The organism is Streptomyces sp. NPDC060002, assembly GCF_042737245.1.
Lineage (GTDB): Bacteria > Actinomycetota > Actinomycetes > Streptomycetales > Streptomycetaceae > Streptomyces.
Genome location: NZ_JBHWUW010000018.1, coordinates 22,097 through 44,914 on the forward strand (window position 1 = coordinate 22,097; position 22,818 = coordinate 44,914).

At 72.5% G+C, this 22,818-nt stretch carries 20 protein-coding genes; 8 read left to right on the plus strand and 12 right to left on the minus strand.

Features of this window, described 5'->3' with window-relative positions:
- Window positions 1-3 precede the first annotated feature (3 nt).
- Window positions 4-162 carry a DUF6059 family protein gene (locus ACFWBD_RS18050; protein ID WP_385667706.1) on the plus strand — a complete coding sequence of 53 codons (159 nt, stop codon included), beginning with the start codon at window positions 4-6 and terminating at the stop codon, window positions 160-162.
- Window positions 163-198: 36 nt separating this feature from the next.
- On the opposite strand, the gene ACFWBD_RS18055 is transcribed toward ACFWBD_RS18050, so the two are convergent.
- Complete coding sequence (locus ACFWBD_RS18055) at window positions 199-711, minus strand: anthrone oxygenase family protein (protein ID WP_385667558.1); 513 nt, start codon at window positions 709-711, stop codon at window positions 199-201.
- A 290-nt stretch (window positions 712-1,001) separates the two neighbouring features.
- Here ACFWBD_RS18055 and ACFWBD_RS18060 point away from each other — a divergent pair, with 290 nt between their 5' ends.
- A complete protein-coding gene (locus ACFWBD_RS18060; protein ID WP_385667559.1) occupies window positions 1,002-2,441 on the plus strand; it encodes an MFS transporter in 1,440 nt (479 codons plus the stop codon).
- Window positions 2,442-2,543: 102 nt separating this feature from the next.
- On the opposite strand, the gene ACFWBD_RS18065 is transcribed toward ACFWBD_RS18060, so the two are convergent.
- The 5 genes from ACFWBD_RS18065 to ACFWBD_RS18085 form a co-directional block, all read right to left on the minus strand.
- Entirely contained in the window at window positions 2,544-4,760 is a 2,217-nt protein-coding gene (locus tag ACFWBD_RS18065; RefSeq protein WP_385667560.1) for a bifunctional serine/threonine-protein kinase/ABC transporter substrate-binding protein, read from the minus strand.
- Window positions 4,760-6,991 carry a bifunctional serine/threonine-protein kinase/ABC transporter substrate-binding protein gene (locus ACFWBD_RS18070; protein WP_385667561.1) on the minus strand — a complete coding sequence of 744 codons (2,232 nt, stop codon included), beginning with the start codon at window positions 6,989-6,991 and terminating at the stop codon, window positions 4,760-4,762. The genes ACFWBD_RS18065 and ACFWBD_RS18070 overlap by 1 nt, the downstream gene beginning before the upstream one ends.
- The gene (locus ACFWBD_RS18075; protein WP_385667562.1) at window positions 6,991-7,845 is read right to left on the minus strand and encodes a hypothetical protein; all 855 of its coding nucleotides are present in this window, start codon (window positions 7,843-7,845) and stop codon (window positions 6,991-6,993) included. Before ACFWBD_RS18075 ends, ACFWBD_RS18070 begins: the two co-directional genes overlap by 1 nt.
- 100 nt (window positions 7,846-7,945) lie before the next feature.
- A complete protein-coding gene (locus ACFWBD_RS18080) occupies window positions 7,946-8,356 on the minus strand; it encodes a MazG-like family protein (RefSeq protein WP_385667563.1) in 411 nt (136 codons plus the stop codon).
- Between the two features lie 53 nt (window positions 8,357-8,409).
- Window positions 8,410-8,955 (minus strand): DoxX family membrane protein, encoded by a 546-nt coding sequence (locus ACFWBD_RS18085; protein ID WP_385667564.1) that lies wholly within the window; start codon window positions 8,953-8,955, stop codon window positions 8,410-8,412.
- 197 nt (window positions 8,956-9,152) lie between these two features.
- Here ACFWBD_RS18085 and ACFWBD_RS18090 point away from each other — a divergent pair, with 197 nt between their 5' ends.
- Complete coding sequence (locus tag ACFWBD_RS18090) at window positions 9,153-9,479, plus strand: nuclear transport factor 2 family protein (RefSeq protein WP_385667565.1); 327 nt, start codon at window positions 9,153-9,155, stop codon at window positions 9,477-9,479.
- 387 nt (window positions 9,480-9,866) lie between these two features.
- On the opposite strand, the gene ACFWBD_RS18095 is transcribed toward ACFWBD_RS18090, so the two are convergent.
- Together ACFWBD_RS18095 and ACFWBD_RS18100 are read right to left on the minus strand one after the other, a co-directional pair.
- Window positions 9,867-10,559, minus strand: coding sequence for an ABC transporter ATP-binding protein (locus ACFWBD_RS18095; RefSeq protein WP_385667566.1), 693 nt, complete (start codon window positions 10,557-10,559; stop codon window positions 9,867-9,869).
- 59 nt (window positions 10,560-10,618) lie between these two features.
- A complete protein-coding gene (locus ACFWBD_RS18100) occupies window positions 10,619-12,094 on the minus strand; it encodes an ABC transporter permease (protein ID WP_385667567.1) in 1,476 nt (491 codons plus the stop codon).
- A gap of 223 nt (window positions 12,095-12,317) precedes the next feature.
- On the opposite strand from ACFWBD_RS18100, the gene ACFWBD_RS18105 reads away from it, so the two are divergent.
- On the plus strand, window positions 12,318-13,505 hold the full coding sequence (locus ACFWBD_RS18105) for a D-alanyl-D-alanine carboxypeptidase family protein (RefSeq protein ID WP_385667568.1): 1,188 nt from the start codon (window positions 12,318-12,320) through the stop codon (window positions 13,503-13,505).
- Window positions 13,506-13,814: 309 nt separating this feature from the next.
- Here ACFWBD_RS18105 and ACFWBD_RS18110 read toward each other — a convergent pair whose 3' ends face one another.
- Complete coding sequence (locus ACFWBD_RS18110; RefSeq protein WP_385667569.1) at window positions 13,815-14,630, minus strand: SDR family oxidoreductase; 816 nt, start codon at window positions 14,628-14,630, stop codon at window positions 13,815-13,817.
- A 158-nt stretch (window positions 14,631-14,788) separates the two neighbouring features.
- On the opposite strand from ACFWBD_RS18110, the gene ACFWBD_RS18115 reads away from it, so the two are divergent.
- Window positions 14,789-16,429: an alkaline phosphatase D family protein gene (locus ACFWBD_RS18115; protein WP_385667570.1), complete on the plus strand. Its 1,641-nt coding sequence runs from the start codon at window positions 14,789-14,791 to the stop codon at window positions 16,427-16,429.
- Window positions 16,430-16,450: 21 nt separating this feature from the next.
- Here the strand turns inward: ACFWBD_RS18115 and ACFWBD_RS18120 are convergent, their stop codons facing one another.
- From ACFWBD_RS18120 to ACFWBD_RS18130, 3 genes are all read right to left on the minus strand, one after another.
- Window positions 16,451-17,437 carry a small ribosomal subunit Rsm22 family protein gene (locus ACFWBD_RS18120; protein ID WP_385667571.1) on the minus strand — a complete coding sequence of 329 codons (987 nt, stop codon included), beginning with the start codon at window positions 17,435-17,437 and terminating at the stop codon, window positions 16,451-16,453.
- 262 nt (window positions 17,438-17,699) lie between these two features.
- The gene (locus ACFWBD_RS18125) at window positions 17,700-18,866 is read right to left on the minus strand and encodes a serine hydrolase domain-containing protein (protein WP_385667572.1); all 1,167 of its coding nucleotides are present in this window, start codon (window positions 18,864-18,866) and stop codon (window positions 17,700-17,702) included.
- Entirely contained in the window at window positions 18,821-20,128 is a 1,308-nt protein-coding gene (locus tag ACFWBD_RS18130) for a multidrug effflux MFS transporter (protein ID WP_385667573.1), read from the minus strand. The genes ACFWBD_RS18125 and ACFWBD_RS18130 overlap by 46 nt, the downstream gene beginning before the upstream one ends.
- Before the next feature lie 87 nt (window positions 20,129-20,215).
- Between ACFWBD_RS18130 and ACFWBD_RS18135 the strand changes: the two genes are divergently transcribed.
- The 3 genes from ACFWBD_RS18135 to ACFWBD_RS18145 all read left to right on the plus strand — a co-directional run bounded on the left by ACFWBD_RS18135 (window position 20,216) and on the right by ACFWBD_RS18145 (window position 22,763).
- Window positions 20,216-21,217 (plus strand): Gfo/Idh/MocA family protein, encoded by a 1,002-nt coding sequence (locus ACFWBD_RS18135; RefSeq protein WP_385667574.1) that lies wholly within the window; start codon window positions 20,216-20,218, stop codon window positions 21,215-21,217.
- A 45-nt stretch (window positions 21,218-21,262) separates the two neighbouring features.
- On the plus strand, window positions 21,263-21,895 hold the full coding sequence (locus ACFWBD_RS18140; RefSeq protein ID WP_385667575.1) for a TetR/AcrR family transcriptional regulator: 633 nt from the start codon (window positions 21,263-21,265) through the stop codon (window positions 21,893-21,895).
- Between the two features lie 130 nt (window positions 21,896-22,025).
- Window positions 22,026-22,763, plus strand: a complete 738-nt coding sequence (locus ACFWBD_RS18145) for a bifunctional DNA primase/polymerase (protein ID WP_385667576.1) — start codon at window positions 22,026-22,028, stop codon at window positions 22,761-22,763.
- The last annotated feature ends 55 nt before the right edge of the window (window positions 22,764-22,818 follow it).

The window sequence follows — 22,818 nt, forward strand, 5'->3', positions numbered from 1 at the left end:
CGCATGTGCGCGAACGCGCTGATTGCCCACGGCCAGCTGTACTTCGTCATCCCCTCGCCGGACTTTACGGAACCCGTGCGGGGGCACCCTGAACACGTGGCCTGTAATCGGCCGTTGACGGATACGGAAAGGGCTCTCGCCCGCCAGCTGGAAGACCTGTAAGGCAACATCGGCCATGGCTGGTAATCGCTGTGCCTCTCAGGCCTCGGCCTCCTCGCGCCGCGCGTCGTCCGGCTCGGAAGGCGCCGAGACGGCCGGCTGCCGGCCGTCGGGCGATCCAACGGCCGTGATGACGAGCAGGACGAAGGCGGCCAGGGCGGTCCCGGTGCGCATCCGGTTGAACAGGTCCCAGCGGTGCAGGATCTCGACGGCGTCGGCCGGCGCCGAGGTGCCGGCCCACACCTTGATCTGTGCGTTGATCGGCACGTTTCCGAAGCGGGTGATCAGGAAGGACGTTCCCGTCAGCAGGGTGGCGCCGGCCGCGAGCAACTGCTCGCGGCCGCGGGTCTGCAGGGACAGCGCCAGCGAGCTCGCCGCGGCCGCCCCCATCGCGGTGAGCATCACCGGGGAGTTCATCTTCATCAGTTCGGCGTGGAAGGACAGCCGCGTTTCCATCGGCACCTCCCAGAAGGTGGGCGCGAGGTTGACCGCTCCATAGCCGAACGCACCGGTGAGCAGTCCGGTGGCGGTGACGGCAATGCCCTTGGTCACGCGAACAAGCATTGTTTTTCCTTTCGTTGGGTCGTCATGACCTTGCCGCGCAGTCTTCGCGCGGGCAAGGATATTCACGGTAGTGGCAACAGAACCGGCGGCGCGTACCGGCCCCGGGCGGACCGGAACAAAGGCAAGAAGAAACGGCTGAAAACAGCCACACGCAACGTTGCGCTGGGGTCTCCCGGATTGCGCGCCTGCGTCTCCCCTCTGGAGGTCCCATGTCATTAGGAGCACAGACCGAATCGGGCGCCGGGACGGCAGGCCCAGCGGGAATCAGCCGTCGTCCGGTGATCGCTCTGCTGGTCATCGCCGCGGCGGAGCTGATGGTGGTGCTCGACGCCACCATCGTGAACATCGCCCTGCCGAGCATCCAGAGCGGGCTGAAGATGTCCGCCGGCGACCTGGCCTGGGTGGTGAACGCCTACGCGGTCACCTTCGGTGGGCTGATGCTTCTCGGCGGCAGGGCCGGCGATCTCTTCGGCCGCCGCCGCGTGTTCAGGTTCGGCATCGTGGTCTTCGTCCTGGCCTCGGTGCTCGGTGGCCTGGCCCCCAACTCCGGACTGCTCGTCTGCGCACGGGTGCTCCAGGGCGTCGGCGCGGCCGTCGCGGCGCCCACCGCGCTCGCCCTGATCGCCACGAACTTCCCTGAGGGCAAGGAGCGCAACCGCGCCATGGGCACCTATGCCGCCATGGCCGGCGTCGGGTCGACCGTCGGCCTGATCCTCGGCGGAGTCCTCACCGAGTACCTCGACTGGCGCTGGGTGTTGCTGGTGAACATCCCCATCGGCATCACCGTGCTGGCCGGAACCACCGTACTGGGCGAGGCCGACCGCTCCCACGGGAAGCTCGACGTCTCGGGCGCGGCGGCCGGCACGGCCGGTCTGCTCTGCCTGATCTACGCGGTGACCCGAGGCGGACAACAGGGCTGGGCCGACTGGCTCACGCTCACCTGCTTCGCCGTCGCCGCGGTACTGCTCACCCTGTTCATCGTGAGGCAGGCGCGCATCGAGCACCCCATGCTGCCCCTGCGCATCTTCAAGGACCGCAACCGCGCGGGCACTTACGCCACCCTGTTCCTCGTGGGCCTGGGCATGTTCGCGACCTTCTACTTCCTCACCCTCTACATGCAGCACGTGCTCGAGTACGGCGCGGTCAGGACGGGGCTCGCCTACCTGCCGTTCAGCGCCGGCATCGGCATGATGGCCGCGATCGGCTCGCGGCTCGTGGTCAAGCTGCCGCCGCGCCTGGTGGCAGCACCCGGCCTGGTCGTCGCCGCGGCGGGGATGCTCTGGCTGAGCCGGCTGACGCCGCACTCCTCCTACCCGGGCGCGCTGATGCCCGCCATGTTCGTCACCGCCGCGGGACTGGGCTCTTCCTTCGTGCCGCTGACACTCGGCGCGGTGCGTGGCGTGGCGGAGAGGGACTCGGGCAGCGCGTCAGGAATGCTCAACACCGCCCAGCAGATCGGCGGAGCACTGGGCCTCGCCACCCTCGCCACCCTGTCGACGTCGTTCGCCGACAACCGTCTGCCGCGCGCCGACGAGGCCTACTTCTCGGGTCTGAGCAGGCACGACGGCGCACTCGTGGCCCAGGCGCAGGAGGCCATGACGTACGGCTACACCAGGGCGTTCATCGTGGGGGCGCTGGTGTTCGCGGTGGCCGCGCTCATCATGGCGGTGGTCGTCAACGCCGGTAGGCAGGAGGCTTCCACGGGTCCGGAGAGCTGAGCGGCGACACGCAAGGATCGCGGGACACGCTGTGCGGTTGTCGGACGCGGTCGGTGTCGGGCGTCCTGTTTCCGCCAGGCCGGTCGCGGCCGCGCTCACCCCTCAGGAGACCGCCGCCTCCAGATACTGACCCAAGTACCGGAACCCGCCGTTCGCCGCCCGGAACAGGAACATCGCGTCGTGGTTGTAGCCGTATCCCTGCTCGTACTTGACGGTCCTGCTGATGCCGGAGTACGTGATCTCGGGCATCCGGCGGGCGATCGCGCCCCGTTCCGTCACCGCCGAGCCGTCCTTCGTGCAGGCCTCGGCCAGGAACATGACGGCGTCGTAGGCCTCCGCCGCGTACCAGCCGGGGGCGGTGCCGTACCGGGCGCGATAGGCCTTGGTGAAGGCGCGGGCCGAGGGGCGGACCGTCGGGTCGGTGAAGGAGGTGGCGAAGACCCAGTCGCTCGCGGCGGCGCCGGCCGACGAGAGGAACAGCGGGGCGAAGGCGCGTTCCGTCGCCATCCGGGTTCCGGTGAACCGGGCGGCCCGCAGCGCCGATGCGAGTTCGGCGCCCCGGGCCGCGTCGCCGGTGAAGACGACCGCGTCCGCCCGGGCGGACATTACCGCGGCGGCGAGGGACGCGTAGTCGATCTTCGTGGCGGCGACGCTCGTCACCGTGGCCTCCCGGCCGGCCTGCTCCAGTGCCTGTCGGGTCTGGTCGCACAGGGACCAGGCGAAGTCGCCCTGGGCCCGGTCGTCCACGAGGAACACCTTCTGCGCGTCGACGTGGTTGCTGAGGTAGCGGCTGCAGGGGGCGGCGAGGAGCGGGTCGGTGACGCGCAGCGCCGCATGGGAGTGGTAGACACTCGTGCCGATCTGCGAACTCTGGGTGTCGGTGCCCACCGAGACCGACACGACGGGCATCACCGCCTTGGTGTACGTGACCTCGCTCGCGAGGAAGCAGGCGTCGGTGGTGGGTCCCAGCACGGCGAGCACGTCGGCGTCCTTCGTCACCCGGACGGCCAGGTCGGCGGCCCGCTTGGTGTCGCCGCCGTCGTCGTACGTCGGCAGCTTCAGCCGGAAGGGGCGCCCGCTCTCGGCGTTGAGCTGCTCGACTGCCAGCCGGGCCCCGTTGAGCTGGGCGTTCCCGGTCTCCTTCCGGGCCCCGGTCAGATCGCCGTGGAACGCCACGACCAGTTCGGGACGCGTACCCGCCCCGGCCGAAGGGCCCGCACCCGACTTCGGCCGGGTGCTCCACCACCAGGCCCCGCCGCCGCCCGCTGCGAGGACTCCCGCCGTCGAGCCGAGGCGCAGGAAGCCGCGGCGGCCGAAGGCGCGGGTGGTGGGCCGCGTCGCGGTGACGGCCGTCAGCGTCGCGGCCTCCGGTGACACCGTGCTCGCCGTCGCGGACACGGACACCTGGGTCGGCTCGATCGTGCCGAGGGTGAGCACGGCGGCGGCCCGGTCGTTGATCAGCCGGGTGACCGGCGCGGGCAGCCAGTCCGACCGCCCGGGGGAGTCGTCCTCCGTGCCGTCCCCGAGCTCCTCGCGGAGTCGCGCGAGACTCGGGCGGCCGGGCGGATCCTTGTGCAGACAGCCCCTCAGCAGGAGCGACAGACTGTCCGGGACCGCCGCCGGATCCGGTTCCTCGTAGACCGTGCGCAGCAGCATGCCCGCCGCCCCTCCGCCGCCGAACGGCCGGATGCCGGTCGCGGCGAACGCGAGCACGCACCCCAGGGAGAACACGTCACTCGGCGGGCCGATCTCCCCGCCCCGAGCCCGGGCCTGCTCGGGCGACAGGAAGCCGGGCGAGCCGACGATCACGCCGCTGGAGGTGAGCGCGGTGGCCTCCGGCGCGCGGGCGATACCGAAGTCGATGAGCCGTGGCCCGTCCGGGGCCAGGAGGATGTTCCCCGGCTTCACGTCGCGGTGCACGAGACCGGCGCCGTGCACCGCGTCGAGCGCCTCGGCGAGCCGCAGGCCCAGCATCCGCACGGAGGCGAGCGACAGCGGCCCGAAGGTGTCCACCGCCTCGGTGAGCGAGGGCCCCGGCACGTACGAGGTCGCCAGCCACGGCGTCTCCGCGTCGGCGTCCGCGTCCAGCAACGGGACCACCCACGGGCTGCGGACCTGCCGGGCGGCCTCGATCTCGCGGCGGAAGCGGGTCCGGAAGCCCGCCTCGTCGGCGTACGAGGACCGGACCACCTTCACCGCGGCGATCGCTCCGCCCGGCGCGCGGGCCAGGAAGACCACCCCCATGCCGCCGGCGCCCAGCCGCCGCAGCAGACGGTAGCGGCCGATCCGGGACGGGTCGCCGGTGCGCAGGGGCTCCATCAGACGCTGGTCGGCGCGGGGCCGCCGTACACGAAGTCGCCCTGCTCGACCTGCCAGAGGAAGCCACCGGTGCCGTCGATCACCATCATGCCGGTCTTCTCGAAGGCGAACGTCTTCGTGATGCCCTGGTACTTGGCCGCCCGCACGGCCGCGAGCAGGTTCGCCCGGGTGCGGCTCTTCGCGGGCAGTCCGGACAGGGCCTTCAGCAGCATCCCGGTCACGTCGTACGCCTCCGCCGCGTACCGTGGCGGCGCCTCCTTGAAACGTTCGCGGTAGGCGGCGGCGAACTTCCTCGCCTCGGGCTTGCGGGTCGCGTCGATGACCGGGGCCACCATCACCCAGCCCTCCGCCGCCTCTTGAGCCCGCGCCAGGAATCGTCCGTCGAGGAGCGCCGGGCCGGACACCCGCGCACCCTGGAAGGCGCGCTCGCGCAACGTCGCGGCGATCAACGCCCCCCGGTCGGGCAGGCCGGCGAAGAAGACGGAGTCGGCGCCGGCGGAGAGCACCGTGTCCACCGCGCTGCCGAAGTCGCGGCGCATCGCGCTGACCACTTCGGGCACCGACGGCTGTTGCACGTTGTTGAGCTCGTTGCTGAGGGAAGTGGCGAGCTGCGCAGCGTAGTTGCCGGCCGGGCGGTCGAGGACGACAGCGATCTTGCGTGAACGGGCCGTCGCGCGAAGGTAGTTGCTGACATAGATGGAAAGCACCGAGTCGGGCAACCGCCCGAGCAGGAACGAGCGGAACCCCTGGAGGACGAGGATGATCCCGCCGGGGGACACAGCGACGACCGGCAACAGTCCGGCGTCGTACTTCGCGAGCGCCGTCTGCGCCGTCGCATCGGTGGTCGGGCCGACCACGGCGAGGACCGCCGGGTCCTCCGCGAGTTCCGCGGCGAGCCGGGCCGAGGCCACCGGATCACCCCCGTCGTCGACGGCCCTGACCTTCACGGTGAACGGGGCGTCGCCGCGTGCGTTGAACTCCGCTACGGCGAGCCGCAGTCCGCGCTCCTGGGCCCGGCCCGTTTCCCGCTGCGGGCCGCTGAGGTCGCCGTGCAGCGCGACGGTGTGCACCGGTCGCCGCGAGGACGCGGCGGCAGGGTCGGCGCCTCCCGCGTCGTCGTCCCGGGTGACCGCCCACCAGGCCCCGCCGCCGCCCGCCGCCAGCGCCAAGGCTCCACCGGCGAGCAGCAGGAAAGGGCGTCGGCCGGCCGGGCGGGCATCCTGCGGTTCGGCCGGCCCGGACGTCTCGCGCGTGTCGGGTTCCGTCGGCCAGGGTTCCGCAGAGCCGGGATCAGCCGGCGCGTCGGACGGCGCGAGCGTGTGCTCGATGTCCGGCAGCGCGAGCGCGGCGGCCGATCGCTCGGCGATCAGCCGGGTCACCGGCTCGGGCAGCCACTCGGCCGTCTCCGCGTCCTGAGGAGCGCCGTCGGCCGCCAGTTCCCGCACCAGTTCCCCGGCATCCGGCCGCCGGGCCGGGTCCTTGTCCAGGCAGCGCTCCAGCACCGCCAGCAGCTCCGAGGGCACCCCGTCGAGGTCCGCCGGATCGTGCACGGCCCGGTACAGCAGTGCGTCGACCGCTCCGCTGCCGAACGGCGCCCGGCCGGTCGCCGCGAACGCCAGGACACACCCGAGGGAGAACACGTCGCTCGCGGGGCCGATGCCGTCCCCGCCGCGGCCCTCGGCCTGCTCGGGCGACAGATAGCCGGGCGTACCGACCACCATCCCGGTCGCCGTGAGCGTCCTGTCCTCCGGTGCCCGGGCGATGCCGAAGTCGATGAGCCGCGGCCCGTCATGGGCGATCAGCACATTGCCCGGCTTCAGATCCCGGTGCACCAGCCCGGCCCCGTGCACCTCGCTCAGCGCCTCCGCCAGCCGGGCGCCGAGCAGCCGCAGCCCGCGCTCGGTCAGCGGCCCGTACGCGGCCACCGCCTCGCCCAGCGAAGGGCCGGGGACGAACGCCGTCGCCAGCCACGGTGCCTCGGCGTCCGCGTCGGCGTCCACCAGCGGTACCACCCAGGGGTTGTCGACCCGTCGGGCCACCTCGACCTCACGGCGGAACCGCTCCTTGAAGCCCGGCTCCTCGGCGTACTCGGCGAGCAGCACCTTCAGCGCCACCAGGGCGCCGCCCGGCGTGCGGGCCAGGTACACCACTCCCATGCCTCCGGCGCCGAGTCGCCCGAGCAGGCGATGGTCCGCGATACGCGCGGGATCGGAAGAACGCAACGGCTCCATCAGTTCTCCACTCCGAGCTCGGACTTCACGCGGCCGAGCATCGCGACGAGGGCGTGCGACGAGTACTGCGTCAACTCGTCGTCCGAGTAACCCTTGGCGCCCTTCACCGACGTGGTCACGACCACCGTGCCGATCCGCGCGACCTGCCAGCGGTACGTCTGCTTGCTGTTGCCGGTGAGGTAGGAACCGATTTCCAGAACGTCGTCATCGGCGTAGTTGTTGCTGCCCTGGCCGTAGGGGGTGGCGAGCGACATGAGCCCGGATATCCGCTCGTCGCTGCGGACCTGCTGCTCTCGGCAGCGCAACGGTTCCTCCAGCGTGGTGGACAGCTGGTCGTCGGCGTCGAGCACAGTGGCGTGCACGGTCACCGCCGCGGTCACCTTGATCTTGCCCTTACCCGCGGTCGCGGGAATCTCGCTGTAGCGGGACAGCGAGGCCAGGACGCCCTGAGGGAGTGCCCCCCGCTCCCACCGGCATTGTTCGTCGAGCACGGCGGCGGTGCCGGGGGTGCTGGCGGCCGGCTGCTGGGCCCTGAAGTCCGCGCCCCATGCCTCGGGTTTCAGTGCGACGGCCGCCGCCAGCGCCTCGGCCTGGCTCTTCGTCCTGGGCACCTGCGCGGGGTCCGCCTCGAACGGCGTCAGCGACGACGCGCCACCACCCGACGGTGACGCCGAAGGAGAGCCGGACGAGGTCGCGGCCGCGGACCCCGAGGCTGCCGAAGGGTTCGGCTCGTCCGCCTTGTCGTCGTCGTTGTCTCCGGAACCGCAGCCGCCGAGCAGCACGGCCACCCCGGCGACCGACGCGGCGACTCGCCATGGCCAAGCCACCCTGCGTCCACCGGTGTTGTCGTCCATCCACGCCCCCTCCGCCTACGGCCCCCGCCTCGCGTGCGGTGATCGTACAGAGGGACGCGAGTGGTGGTCGGACGGTTCGCGGAAGAGGGGGCGGGTGGGCTCAGTGCACGCCTGCCCCGTCCTCACCCGCGCACCCCACGGACCGCTCCGCCACCCGTGCCAGATGCCCCGCGAACACCGTCTCCGCCTCCGGGGTCAGCGTCCGCAGAGCCACCAGCGCGGTGATGGCCACGTCGCACAGTTCGCCCTGCACGTCCTCCCACGTGTGGGTGACGCCCTTGCGGGGGTTCTGGCCGGTCGCGCCGATGACCGCCTGCGCGACCTCGCCGACCTCCTCCGACAGCTTCAGCATGCGCAGCAGCAGGCCCTCGCGGCCGCCGTGCGCTCCGTGGCTCTCCAGCCAGGTCCACAGGGCGTCGACGGTGGCCCAGGGCTCGGTGGGAGCGGCAGGGCCGACCGATGCTGCGGGTTCCGTGGACGGGGTCTTCGCAGGCCGGGGCTGAGTGTTCATCAGCGAAGCCTGCCAGGTCACGTCCGGCACCCGGCACCCGGCAGCCCCCGGGGCTACTCCTCGAACAGCGCCTCCTGCTCGCCCTGCTCCTGCCTGCGCAGCCGCTTGTTCCGCATGCCGATGATCACCGCGGTGACCGCCGCCGTCGCGCCGAGCGCCGCCGGGACCATCCAGCCGCGGTCGACCGTGTGGCCGAGGGCGTGGTCGAGGGAGAGGCGACCCGGGCCGGTGATGGCGAGGCCCGCGGCGGCCAGGCCCAGGGAGGCCGCGTGCTCGTAGCCGCCGCTCTGCGCGAAGAAGCCGTTGGGGACGTGCACCGCGGACGCGCCCGCCATCGCGCCGGCCGCCGCCGCGCCCGCTGCCGGGGTGGCCAGGCCCAGTGCCAGCAGCGTGCCGCCGCCGGCCTCCGCCAGGCCCGCCGCCGTCGCGCTGGCCTTGCCGGGGGCGTAGCCGACGGACTCCATGAACTGGCCGGTGCCCTCCAGGCCGTGTCCGCCGAACCAGCCGAACAGCTTCTGCGCGCCGTGGGCCGCCAGCACTCCGCCGGTGCCGAGCCGGAGCAGCAGCAGTCCCAGATCACGACGGTCGTAACAGGTCATGGTGACTCCCTGAGCAGAGAACGGCGGACGGAGGGGAACAGAGCAGGACAGAAGCAGGACAGAAGCAGGACAGAAGCAGGACAGGAACAGGAACAGCCCCCTCCGCGTTTCCACCGTCGCACCCCTCACACCCGTCCGGCCCGTCCTGGGCGCCGTTCGGGTGGCGGGGCCCGGAGCGCGGTGTGAGGGTGACCTGTATGGCGATCCAGACCGACAGACTCAGCGACCCGGCCGTGCGGGCCTTCGTCGCCGCCGTCAACGCCCATGACGAGGAGACGTTCCGCAGCCTGCTCACCCCCGACGCGACCATGGCGGACGACGGCTCCGACCGTGACCTCGGCCAGTGGATCGACCGGGAGATCTTCTCCTCCCACGGCCACATGGACGTCACCAAGGAGTCGGCCGGCGGGCGCGCCCTCATCGCCGACTACCGCAACGACACCTGGGGCGAGATGCGCACCAGGTGGAGCTTCGTCGTCGAGGACGACGGCCGGATCTCCCGTTTCGAGACCGGCCAGGCGTAGCGCCGGCAAGCGGCCACCGACTACCGGTGACCGCCACCGCCACCGGCGACCGCCTCCGGCCACCGGCGGGCGCCTCCGGCCACTGGCGGGCGCCTCCGGCCACCGGCGGGCGGCGACTGGCCAGCGGACCACCGGCCCCCGGCAAAGGGCCACCGGCGAGCGGCGACCGGCATCGGCGACTGGCCGGCGGACCACCGGCCGACCGGCCACCGGCGAAGGGTCACCGGGCAACCGCGAAGGGCCACCGGCCACCGGCGAAGGGCCACCGGGCAACCGCGAAGGGCCACCGGCCACCGGCGAAGGGCCACCGGGCAACGGCGAAGGGCCATTCACCGCCGGGTAGGCGGGCAACGGCCCTTCGTACTACTGGAGTTCACTTGCGGGGGTTCACCAGGAGCGGGCGGCAGCCTGTTCCGTCAGCGTGAGCTGTCCCGCCTTGATGGTGGCAAGGCGCGGGGCCCGGCGGGCGATCGACGAGTCGTGGGTGACCATGATGAAGGTCAGCCCGTACTCGTGCCAGAGCCCTTCGAGGACCTCCATGATCTCGTCGCGCATGCCCTCGTCGAGGTTGCCGGTGGGCTCGTCGGCGAGCAGCACCTTCGGCTTCTTGACCAGTGCGCGGGCGATCGCGACGCGCTGCTGCTGACCGCCGGAGAGCTCCGCCGGGGCGTGCGTGAGGCGCTCGCCCAGGCCGACCGAGCGCAGGGCCTCCGCCGCCCGCTCGCGCCGTTCCGCGGGCTTCACCCCGAGCGGGACGAGCGCCGTCTCGACGTTCTCCTGCGCGGTCAGCGTCGGGATGAGGTTGAACGACTGGAAGATGATGCCGATCTTCTCGGCGCGCAGCCGGGTCAGCTTCGCCTCGCTGATGCGCGCGAGGTCGACGCCGTCCAGCTCGACGCTGCCCTCGGTCGGCCGGTCGAGGCCGCCGATCATCTGGAGCAGCGTCGACTTGCCGCCGCCCGTGGGGCCCTGGATGACGAGCTGGTCGCCTTCCGCGATCGTGAGGTCGATGCCGCGCAGCGCCTCGATCGTCTCCTTGCCGCGCGTGTAGCGCTTGGTGACGCCGGTGAGGTTGTACATGGGATCTCCGGGTTCTCCGTGTTCTCCGTGAGGGATGTGACGACTGGTCGGGACGCGGGTCAGGAGACGCTGCGCAGGGCGTCCGCCGGGCGCATCCGGGAGGCGCGCCAGCCGCCCATCGCGCCGGCGATCAGACCGCCGGCGACCGCCAGGCCCACCGCGAGCGCGATCGTGGTGACGGAGACGGGGGCCGAGAGGGCGATCTCCATCGTGTTCGACGCGGACTGCTGACCGGGACCGCCGCCGCCGGGGCCGCCCATGCCGCCACCGCCGCCGGTGCTGCCGAGCTCGGCGGTCAGCTTCGGGCTGATCGCGGTCACCGTGTAGGCGGCCGCCAGGCCCAGGCCGATGCCGAGGGCGCCGCCGAGGAGGCCGTTGACCATGGACTCGCCGACGACCTGCCGGGTCACCCGGCGGCTCGGCCAGCCGAGCGCCTTCAGGGTGCCGAACTCGCGCACCCGGCGGGACACGGCCGAGGAGGTGAGCAGCGCGGCCACCAGGAACGCGGCGACGAGGACGGCGATCGACAGCCACTTGCCGACGCTGGTCGCCAGGTTGGAGGCGGTGGAGAGGGAACCGGAGACGGTCTCCGCGAGGTCGGCGGAGGTCGTCACGGTCGTGCCGGAGATGTTCTTCTGGATCGTCGCCTTGACGGTGTCGATCTGCTGGGAGTCGGTCGCCTTGACGTAGATCGTGGTGACCTGGTTCGCCGCGTCGCCGAGGGTCTGCGCCTGCTTCAGCGGCAGGTAGACGTCCGTGGTGGAGTCGCTGCTGTCGGGGGTGGCGATGCCGATGATCTTGTACTTGGTGCTGGAGATCGTCAGCGTCGAACCGACCTTGTACGAGTTCTCCTTGGCGTACGACTTGCTGACGACGGCGACCTTGGCGTTGGCCTGCGCCGACGTGAACGTCACGCCGGAGGAGATCTTCGAGCTCGCCAGCGGGCCGAGGTCCTGGTTCGCGACGTCGACACCGGCCACGGCGTACGAGTTGACGTCGAAGGAGGCGCCGCCGCCCTGCACCTGCGGGGCCGCGGTGGAGCCGCCGCCGCTGCCGCCGCCGGGACCGCCCTGGCCGCTGTTGCCGCTGCTTCCGCTGGTGGAGCTCTGGGCCTTGCCCTGGGTGAAGGAGCCGTCGACCTTGGTGACGTTCAGGGTGAGGGCGCCGACCGCGGCCGCCACGCCCTTCTGGTCCGCGACCTGCGTGACGAGCGCGGCCTTCAGAACCTGACCGCCCTGCGTCGACACCCGGTCCGAGCTCTGCTCCGAGTCGTCGTCGTCCTCGCCCTTGGCGTCGAACTCGAATCTGGGGCCACCGGAACTGTTGGCCGTGGGTGCCGTACGGGCCTTGGTGACGGTCATGTCGGTGCCGAGGCCGTACAGCGACTGCAGGACCTTGTCCTGAGCCTGTGTCATGCCGGCCGACACCGAGTTGACGGTGATGACCAGCGCGATTCCGAGCGCCAGACCCAGTGCGATGACCAGGGCGGCCTTCTTGCGCCGGCCCAGTTCACGCTTGAGATAGATGCCAAACATCCCGTTCCCTAAGGTTCTTGGCGCCCGCTGTGGGCGCGGCCACAACCTAGGGAGAAACCTTTGAGTCATCCTGAGTAAAGGATGTGTAAGGACTGAGAATGCGGGCGGCCGGATCAGAATTTCTTGAGACAGCTGATTCCTAGGCTGTGGAGGGGATTTTCCCAGGTGACAGCGGTTGGGTGGGGATTTCCATTTTCCCCGAATCCCCTTGTACGGTCCCGCAGTGCACGCATTCTCGCGCCCCTTGCCGCGCCTGTCCCGGCGCTCCCTGCTGGCCCTCGCGGCCACCGCGCCACTGACCGCGGCACCGCTCACCGCGACACCGGCCGCGGCCGCGTCCGACGTGGTGGTCGGCGGCGCGCGGCTCGTCGCCGACGGCGTCCAGGTGAACGGGGGCGGCGCCCTGCCGGGGAAGCTCACCGCCCGGGCCTGGCTGCTCGCCGACCAGGACAGCGGCGAGGTGCTCGCCTCCTACCGGGCGCATCTGCGGGTCGCGCCCGCCTCCACGCTGAAGATGCTGTTCGCGGACACCCTGCTGGACAGGTTCGACCGCACCGAGCGCTGTCTGGTGACCGACGCGGACCTGGCCGGCATCCCGTCCGGCTCCAGCCTCGTCGGCGTCAAGGCCGGGGTCGCCTACACCGTCGAGCAGTTGTGGCAGGGCGTGTTCCTGCGCTCCGGCAACGACGCCGTGCAGGTGCTCGCCCGGATGAACGGCGGGGTAGCGAAGACGGTCGCCGAGATGCAGGCGAGAGCGGTCGACCTCCAGGCCCTGGACACCCGTGTGGTCAGCCCCGACGGCTACGACCACAAGGGCCAGCTGTCCTCCGCCTACGACCTCGCCCTCTTCGCCCGGCACGGTCTGCGCGACGCCGACTTCCGCGCCTACTGCGGCACCAGGGCCGCCCGGTTCCCGGCCGGGGGCGGGAAGACCTTCCGGATCGAGAACACCGACCGGCTGCTGTCGGGCACGTACGGGGTGACGCCGTACCCGGGCATGATCGGTGTGAAGAACGGCTTCACCAGCAACGCGGGCAACACCTTCACCGGTGCCGCGACCCGCGCGGGGCGCACCCTCGTCGTCACCGTGCTGCATCCGAAGAGCGGCCACAACGCCGTCTACGAGGAGACGGCCGCGCTGCTCGACTGGGGTTTCGCGCACGGGAGTTCGGCGCGAGCGGTGGGGACGCTGGTCGAGGCGTTGAGCGAGGGCGGGACCAGGGCGAGCGGGTCGTCGGCGGGGAAGGCGCCGCATGCCGGGGCGGAGGCCTCGTCGGCCGGGGACGGCGGCGGTCCGGACGGGTGGGGCGTGTTCGGCGGGGCCGCGAGTGCGGTGGCGCTGCTGGCGGGCGGGGCGTACGCGCTGCGCCGGCGTCGACGCCGTTGTGGCGAGCTGCCGCCTACGAGTTGATGGTGCGGCAGCCGTCCCACGGTGCCGGTGCGTACCTCGCGGTCCCAGCGAGGTCCACCCCCACCCGGTGCCATGGGACGGCTGCCCCTCCCCCTCGGTGTGGCTTGCGGTCGTCCGGTGCGGAACTGTCGTGCCTCAAGTGTGAAGTTCTCGTGGAGAAGAGTTGAGCATAAGTCCGTCATCGGCCGCAGTGGTGCGGACGGAGAAACTCCGCTTGTGCAGGTTGAGGAGTTGACGACCTGTGGGCGACCGGTGTGCCGCCCACGGCCCGCCCTCGGTGCGCCCACGGCCCGCCTTCGGTGTGTGCCCTCAGCCCCGTCCCACGTACGGCATCGCCGTCGCCAGTACCGTCGCGAACTGCACGTTCGCCTCCAGCGGCAGCTCCGCCATGTGTCGCACCGTGCGCGCCACGTCGGCGACGTCCATCACCGGTTCCGGCGCGGTCTCTCCGTTCGCCTGCAACGCGCCCGTCCGCATCCGTACCGTCATGTCGGTGGCCGCGTTGCCGATGTCGATCTGGCCGACCGCGATGCCGTGCGCCCGGCCGTCCAGCGAAAGGGACTTCGTCAGGCCGGTGAGGGCGTGCTTGGTCGCCGTGTAGGGCGCCGACAGGGGGCGGGGCGTGTGCGCCGAGACGGACCCGTTGTTGATGATCCGGCCGCCTCGGGGATCCTGCTCCTTCATCTGCCGGTACGCCCCCTGCGCGCACAGGAACGCCCCGTTGAGGTTGGTGTCCACCACGTGCCGCCAGGCGTCGTAGGGGAGTTCTTCGAACGGCACGCCACCCGGCCCGAACGTGCCCGCGTTGTTGAACAGCAGGTCCAGCCGCCCGAAGCGGTCACGCACGGCGTCGAAGAGGGCCGTCACCTCCTCCGGGCGGGAGACGTCCGTCCGTACGGCGAGACCCGTGCCCCCGGGCACCAGCGCGGCCGTCGCCTCCAGGGTCTCGGCGCGCCGCCCGGCCAGCGCCACCGACCAGCCCGCGCGCAGCAGTTCCACGGTCACCGCGCGTCCGATCCCGGAACCGGCGCCGGTGACGATCGCGATCCTCGTCGGTCCGGCGGACCGTCCGGCGGCCTGGGTGTCCTGGGTGTCCTGGGCGTGCTCGGCGTGCTCGGCAGTCATGGACCCGCAGCGTACGTGAGCCCCGCCGCTCGGATCCGGCATGCGGAAGACACACGTCCGACATCCGACTGTTGTGTACGCGCCAACCCGGCGACGCCGCCGAGCCGTCTCCGGCCACTCCAATGCCTCTTGTCGCCATTCTTCTGGGGAGGACCGGAATGACACCCGCAGCCCACCAGTCCCAGCACACCCCCGAACTACGCGCCACCGCGCGCCACTTGGGGCGCCGCCGTTTCCTCACCGGCACCGCGGCCGCCGCCGCGCTCGCGTTCACGGTGAACCTGCCCGCCGCCGGCACCGCGGCGGCCGCCGAACTCGACCCGGCACAGCTCACCGACGACCCCTTCACCCTCGGCGTCGCCTCCGGCGACCCGCTGCCCGGCTCCGTCCTCCTCTGGACCCGGCTCGCGCCCGCCCCGTACCAGGCGGACGGCGGACTGCCCGCCCAGCGGATCACCGTGCACTGGGAACTGGCCCGCGACGAGGCCTTCCGCCGGCCCGTCAGGCGCGGCACCGGCCTCGCGCACCCGGAGTTCGGCCACAGCGTGCACGTCCAGGTCGACGGCCTCGAGAACGACCGCGTGTACTACTACCGCTTCAAGGCGGGCACCTGGATCAGCCGCACCGGCCGCACCCGCACCGCCCCCGCCCCCGGCGCCGAGGCGGCCGCCCTCACCGTCGGCGTCGTCTCCTGCCAGCGCTACGACCAGGGCTACTTCACCGCGTACAAGCACCTCGCCGAGGACGACGTGGACCTCGTCCTGCACCTCGGCGACTACCTCTACGAGTACGCCGTCAGCGGTGTCGGCGGCGCCCGCGCCTACCCGGCCGGGACCGTGCCGGCCGTCTACGGCCACGAGATGGTGACGCTGGACGACTACCGCCTCAAGTACGCGCTGTACAAGTCCGACCCCGACCTGCTGGCCGCGCACGCCGCCCACCCGTTCGTCGTCACCTGGGACGACCACGAGACCGAGAACAACTACGCGGGCGCGGTGTCGGAGAACGACGACCCCGCCGAGGAGTTCCTCATCCGCCGGGCCGCCGCCTACCGCGCCTACTGGGAGAACCAGCCGCTGCGCCGCCCGCAGCTCCCCGACGGCCCCGACCTCAGGCTCTACCGGCGCCTGCACTGGGGCCGGCTCGCCCAGTTCGACGTCCTGGACACCCGCCAGTACCGCTCCGACCAGGCGTACGGCGACGGCTGGCGGGTCCCGGGACCCGAGTCGGAGGACCCGGCCCGCACCCTCACCGGCGGCGCCCAGGAGCGGTGGCTCATCGACGGCTGGCACCGCTCGCGCGCCCTGTGGAACGTGGTCCCGCAGCAGGTCACCTTCGCCCAGCGGTACAACTCCACCACCGCGCCCTCCCAGGTCTCCATGGACTCCTGGGACGGCTACCCGGCCTCCCGCGAGCGGATCCTGGCCGGCGCGCAGGCCGCCGGAGTCGAGAACCTGATGGTCCTCACCGGCGACGTCCATGTGCACTACGGCTTCGACATCAAGCGGGACTTCGCCGACCAGACGTCCAAGACGCTCGGCACGGAGATCGTCACCTCGTCGGTCTCCAGCGGCGGCAACGGCTCGGCGAAACCCGCCAACTGGGCCACCTTCATGGCCGCCAACCCGCACCTGAGGTTCTACAACGGGCTGCGCGGCTACGCGACCGTCTCGCTGGGCCGCGACCTCGCCCGCGCCGACTTCAAGACCGTTCCCTACGTCACCACGCAGGGCGCCCCCCTCACCACGGCCGCCTCCTTCGTGACGGAGGCAGGCGACCAGGGGCTCAAGCCCGCCTAGGACAGGCCCGGGCCACGAAGCTCACGGGGCCGGCGGCCAGGCGTCGCCCCAGTCGGCGTCCCGGGCCGCCCGGTACAGGTCGCCGTGCTTCTTCGTCACCGTCGTACGGCTCAGCCGCTCCTCGGCCTCGCACAGGTCGAGGAGCACCTGGCCCTTGCGGATCTGCGGCCGCCGGACCACCCGGGAGGAGACGGGGGAGACGGGGAAGCGGGCGGCCGCGACATAGCTGAACTTCTCGTCCTCGTAGGGCAGCGAGCCGCCCTTGACCTGCCGGTGCAGGGAGGAGCGGCTGACCCGCGCCGAAAAGTGGCACCAGTTCGTGCCGGGCACGATCGGACAGGCCGCGCTGTGCGGGCAGGGCGCGGCGACCCGGAACCCGGCGGCGATCAGCCGGTCGCGGGCCTCGATCACCCGGGCGTAGCCGTCCGGGGTGCCCGGCTCGACGATCACCACGGCCTGCGCGGCCGACGCGGCGGCGTCCACCAGCACGGCCCGGTCGGGGGCGGCCAGCTCGTTGAGGACGTAGGAGACGGTGACCAGGTCCGCGGGGTCCAGGGCGAGGGTCGTGCCGATGCGGGCGCGCTGCCAGCGGGCGTCGCGCAGCGCCGGGTTCGCGGCGGCGACCTCGCGGCCGAGGGCCAGGGCGGGCTCCGCCCAGTCGAGCACGGTCACCGGGCGCGTCCCGTCCCAGGCGGAACTCACCGCCCAGGTCGCGGCCCCCGTGCCGCCGCCGACGTCCACATGACTGCCCGGCGACCACTGCGGCACGGCGTCCGCGAACGCCTCCAGGGCCGACCGCACCGCCTCGAAGGTCGCCGGCATCCGGTACGCGGCGTACGCGGCCACGTCCGCCCGGTCGCGCAGGATGGGGGCGTCGGTGGGGGTGGCGCCCCGGTAGTTGGCGATCAGCCGCTCGACGGCCTGCCCGGCCTGCTTGGGCGGCAGCCCGTCGAGCAGGTCCGTCAGGGCGCCACGGAGGATCTCGGAAACGGATACGGAGACGTTCACCCCCGGATTTTCTCAGGTCCGGGCCACTGCCCTCACCGCAGTGCCCTCCCCGCACCACCTTCACCGCGGGCCTTCACCGCGGGCCTTCACCGCGGGCCTTCACCGCGGGCCTTCACCACGGGCCTTCACCACGGGGCCTTCACCACGGGCCTTCACCGCACGGCCTTCACCACGGGCCTTCACCGCACGGCCTTCACCACGGGCCTTCACCGCACGGCCTTCACCGCACGGCCTTCACCACGGCACCCTCACCACAGGGCCCTCACCGCACCGCCATCGCCAGTCGTGTCCCCACCAGAGCCCGCGGCCCGCTGTCCGGCGCCCGTCTCCGCGGATGCACCGTGTTCGCCAGCAACACCACGAACGTGTCCGTCGCCGGATCCAGCACCAGCGAGGTCCCCGTGAACCCCGTGTGCCCCGCCGCGCCCTCGCCCGCCAGCTCGCCCATGAACCACGACTGGTCCACCGCGAAGCCCAGCCCCGGCGGGGTCAGCAGGAGTTCCACGAAGTCGGGGCCGAGGATGCGGGCGGGACCGTACGAACCGCCCGCCAGCAGGGTGCGGCAGAACACCGCGAGGTCGTGGCCCGTGGAGAACAGGCCCGCGTGACCGGCCACCCCGCCCAGCGCCCAGGCGTTCTCGTCGTGCACCACGCCCCGCAGCATCCCCCGGTCCGCCTTCGCCCACGGCCGCCGCTGGTCCTCGGTCGCCGCCGCGCCGGGACACGGGCCGAAGTCGGTCGAGGCCATGCCCAGCGGCCGGGTGATCCCGTCCCGCACGAGGACGTCGAGGGTGCGGCCGGTCAGCCGCTCCAGGAGCTGCTGGAGCAGCAGCATGTTCAGGTCCGAGTAGACGTACGTGCCCGGTGCGCCGACGGGTGTCTCCGCGCGTAGCAGCTTCCACCGCCGGGTGTCGTCCGGGCACTCGTACAGGGGCAGATCGGGGCGCAGCCCGGAGGTGTGGGTGAGGAGCTGGCGGACGGTGATGCCGTGGGCGGCGGCCGCGTGGAAGTCGGGCAGATAGGCGCCCACCCGCGCGTCGATGCCGAGGGTGCCGCGCTCGATCTGCTGCACCGCCGCCACCGAGGTGAACAGCTTGGTGAGGGACGCCAGGTCGAAGGGGGTGTCGACGGTCATCGGGATCCGTGCCCCCGCCGGCAGTTCCACCCCCGCGTCGGCCGCCGGGTCGTACGCCGAGTACCGCACCGCCCAGCCGGCCGCCTCCCGCACGGCGATCACCGGGCCGCGCCCGGCGACCACGACGGCGCCCGCGGCCCAGGGCCGGTCGCCGGTGGTGAGGTCCACGACGTCACGGACGAGGAGCCGCGTCTCCGCCGGGTCGAGTCCGGCCCGTTCCGGTGTGTCGACGCGCAGTCTCGGTGCGCTCAGTTCCCTTCTCCCTCCGCGCCCGCCTTGGTCCAGGGACGGCACATTCCCACGAAGCAGGCCGCCGCCACCAGTGCGGCAGCCAACTGGACGACGGCCATCGGGACGGCCGTGTGCTCGCCGGCGATCCCGACGAGCGGCGAGGCGATCGCGCCGATGAGGAAGGAGGACGTACCGAGGAGCGCGGAGGCGGAACCGGCGGAGTGCCGGACCCGCATCAGGGCGAGGGTCTGCGCGTTGGGCAGGGTGACGCCCATCGCGGACATCAGGACGAACAGTGCGGCGGCCACCGGCACCAGCCCGACCTCGCCGAACACACCCGTCGTCATGAGCAGCAGGGCGGCCGCGGCCAGCACGACCACCCCGAGACCGACGGCCAGCACCCGGTCCAGCCGGACGCGGCCCACCAGCACCCGGCCGTTGAGCTGGCCGATCAGCACCAGGCCGACCGAGTTCACGCCGAACAGCAGGCCGAACGTCTGCGGGGAGGCGCCGTAGATCTCCTGCACCACGAACGGCGAGGCGCTGATGTACGCGAACAGCGCGGCGAAGGTGAAGCCGCCCGTGAGCATGTAACCGGTGAAGCGCAGGTCGCCGAGCAGCCGGCGCATCGAGCGCAGGGCCTCGCCGACCCCGCCCGCGTGGCGCTCGGCGGCGGGCAGCGTCTCCGGCAGCCGGGTCCACACCACCACGGCCAGCAGCAGCCCCACCCCCGTGAGGAGCACGAACACGCCCCGCCAGTCCGTCGCCCGCAGGATCTGCGCGCCGATCAGCGGCGCCACGACCGGGGCGACCCCGGAGATCAGCATCAGGGTGGAGAAGAAGCGGGCCATCGCCACGCCGTCGTACAGATCGCGTACGACGGCCCGCGCGATCACGATCCCGGCCGCGCCCGCGAGCCCCTGCACCAGCCGGCAGGCGACCAGCAGCTCGACGGTGGGCGCGAGGGCGCACAGAGCGGTCGCCACGACGTAGACGACGAGGCCCGCCAGCAGCGGGCGCCTGCGCCCCCACCGGTCGCTCATCGGGCCGACCACCAGCTGCCCCAGCGCCATACCGGCCAGGCACGCGGTCAGTGTGAGCTGCACGGTCGCGGCGGGCGCGTGCAGGGAGCGGGTCACCTCCGGCAGCGCCGGGAGGTACATGTCCATCGAGAGCGGGGGAGTGGCGGTGAGCCCGCCCAGGACGAGGGTGACGAGCAGCCCCGCCCGGCGCCGAACGGCCAGTGCCGGCCCCGCTCCCTCGCCCGTGCCCCGGTCCGTCACGGCCTTCGGCGCCGCGTCAGGTATCGCCCCGCCCTCCGGCATCCGGCCGCCCCTCCCTCTCCGACATCTGTGCCACCTATGCTCTCAGCTCGGACACACTGCTGGGACGGCACGAGGGCGGGGCAGGGTATGACGACGGACACGGTGCGGTGGGGGATCCTGGCGACCGGCGGGATCGCCGCCGCGTTCACGGCGGACCTGATCGACCTGCCCGACGCGGAGGTCGTCGCGGTCGCCTCGCGCACCGAGGCCTCCGCGAAGGCGTTCGCCGACCGGTTCGGCATACCCCGGGCCTACGGCGACTGGGCCGCTCTCGCCGCCGACGAGGACATCGATGTCGTCTACGTCGCGACCCCGCACGCCGCCCACCGCACCGCCGCCGGACTCTGCCTGGAGGCCGGGCGGAACGTGCTGTGCGAGAAGGCGTTCACGCTGAACCTGCGCGAGGCCGAGGAACTGGTCGCGCTGGCCCGGCAGCACGACCGCTTCCTCATGGAAGCCATGTGGATGTACTGCAACCCGGTCGTCCGACGCCTCAAGGCCCTCGTCGACGACGGCGCGATCGGCGAGGTCCGCACGGTGCAGGCCGACTTCGGCCTCGAAGGGCCCTTCCCGCCCTCGCACCGGCTGCGCGACCCCGCGCAGGGCGGCGGCGCCCTCCTCGACCTCGGCGTCTACCCGGTCTCCTTCGCCCACCTCCTGCTCGGCGCGCCCTCGGGCGTCGCCGCCCAGGCCGTCCTCTCCGCCGAGGGCGTCGACCTCCAGACGGTCCTGGCCCTGTCCTGGGACTCCGGCGCGCTCGCCGCCCTGCACTGCTCCCTCGTCGGCGGTACGGGCACCACCGCCTCCGTCACCGGCTCACGCGGCCGCATCGACATCCCGTCCGGCTTCTTCCACCCCGACCGCCTCGTCCTGCACCGCGACGGACGTGACCCCGAGGAGTTCGCCGCCGACCCGGCCGACGGACCCCGTGCGACGCTCCGGCACGAGGCCCGCGAGGTCATGCGCGCGCTGCGGGCCGGCGAGACCGAGTCCCCGCTGGTCCCGCTCGACGGCAGCCTCGCGGTCATGCGGACCCTCGACACGGTGCGTGAGCGGATCGGGGTGCGCTACCCGGGCGAGGACGCGTAACAGCTCACGAGACGTCCCGTCTCACCCGCTTGGTACCGTCGACCCATGGTCACCCAGTCCGGAAAGCCGGCCCCCGACACCACCCGCCGCAGCGAGCGGTCCCGGCGCGCCATCTACGACGCCGCCCTCGCCCTCGTCGCGGAGACGGGCTACGCGAAGACCACGATCGAGGGCATCGCCGCCCGCGCGGGCGTCGGCAAGCAGACCATCTACCGCTGGTGGGGGTCGAAGGCCGACGTCCTGCTGGAGGCCTTCCTCGACCTCAGCGAACAGGCGGCGCGGGACGCGGGGGCGTCGCAGGAGGAGCCGTACGCCATCCCCGACACCGGCGACCTGGCCACCGACATCAAGGCCGTCCTGCGGGCCACCGTCGACCAGCTCACGGACCCCAGGTTCGAGGCGCCCTCCCGGGCCCTGGCCGCCGAGGGCGTGGTCAACGAACAGGTCGGCCGCGAGTTCACGGCCAAGCTGATGGAGCCGTCCATCCTGCTGTACGCCGACCGGCTGCGCGCCGCCCAGCAGGCCGGCCAGGTCCGCGCCGACCTCGACCCGCGCATCGCCCTCGAGTTCTTCATCTCCCCGCTCGCCCAGCGCTGGCTCCAGTACACGGGTCCGATCTCCTACGAGTACACCGACACCCTCGTCGACTACGCCCTCCACGGCCTCGCCCCGCGCTGACCCCGCACCACATGGGTCACTCTGGCCCCACCCGTCCCACCTGCCCCGATTCACGGCTAGGGCCCCCCGATGCGCAGGATGGTGGGACCATGAGGCATGCTGTCCGCACCACAGCGAGGCGAGGGGACAGATGAGCGCGGAGTTCGGCGGCCGGACCGGCCTGTGGGGCAAGATCTCGGAGTGGCTGCGCACGAGCGGCCCGACGGAGGCCGCCGAGGGCGGTGACCGTGAGGCCCTGCTGCTGGCCGCCGCCGGAGCGGGGCTCCCGCTCGCGCCCGCCGCGCACCCGGCCCCCGGCTACGGCTGCTCCTGCGACCGGGTCGGCTGTCCGACCCCCGCCCGGCACCCGGTGTCCTTCGCCTGGCAGACGCAGTCCACCACCGACCGCGCGCAGATCGAGCGCTGGGCCCGCCACCAGCCGCAGGCCAACTTCATCACCGCCACCGGCATGACGCACGACGTCCTCGACGTGCCGCTGGAGGCGGGCCGGCAGGCCCTGGAGCGGCTGCTCGGCTCCGGCATCGAGGTCGGCCCGGTCGCCGAGAGCGACGAGGGCCGCCTGCTGTTCTTCACCCTCACCCGCGGCACCCCCGAGGACGAGGACGAGTGGTGGCCGTGCGAGCTGGACTGCCACCCCGAGACCATGGACGAGCACCCCGGCCTGCGCTGGCACTGCCGCGGCTCCTACGTCCTGGTACCGCCCGCCCGGCTCCCCGGCGACGACGGCCGTTGCGTGCACTGGCTGCGCGGACCCGAGCACGAGCTGCCCGACCCGCTGACCCTTCTCGAAACGCTCACGGACGCCTGCGCCCGCCACGTCGGCCAGGACTCCGACCACGCGAGCACGGCCTGGCCCTCGCGCCCGTAAGGGGCGCGGGGAGGTCGGGGCGCGGTGGCGCCCCGAAAGGGGCGCGGGGAACTGC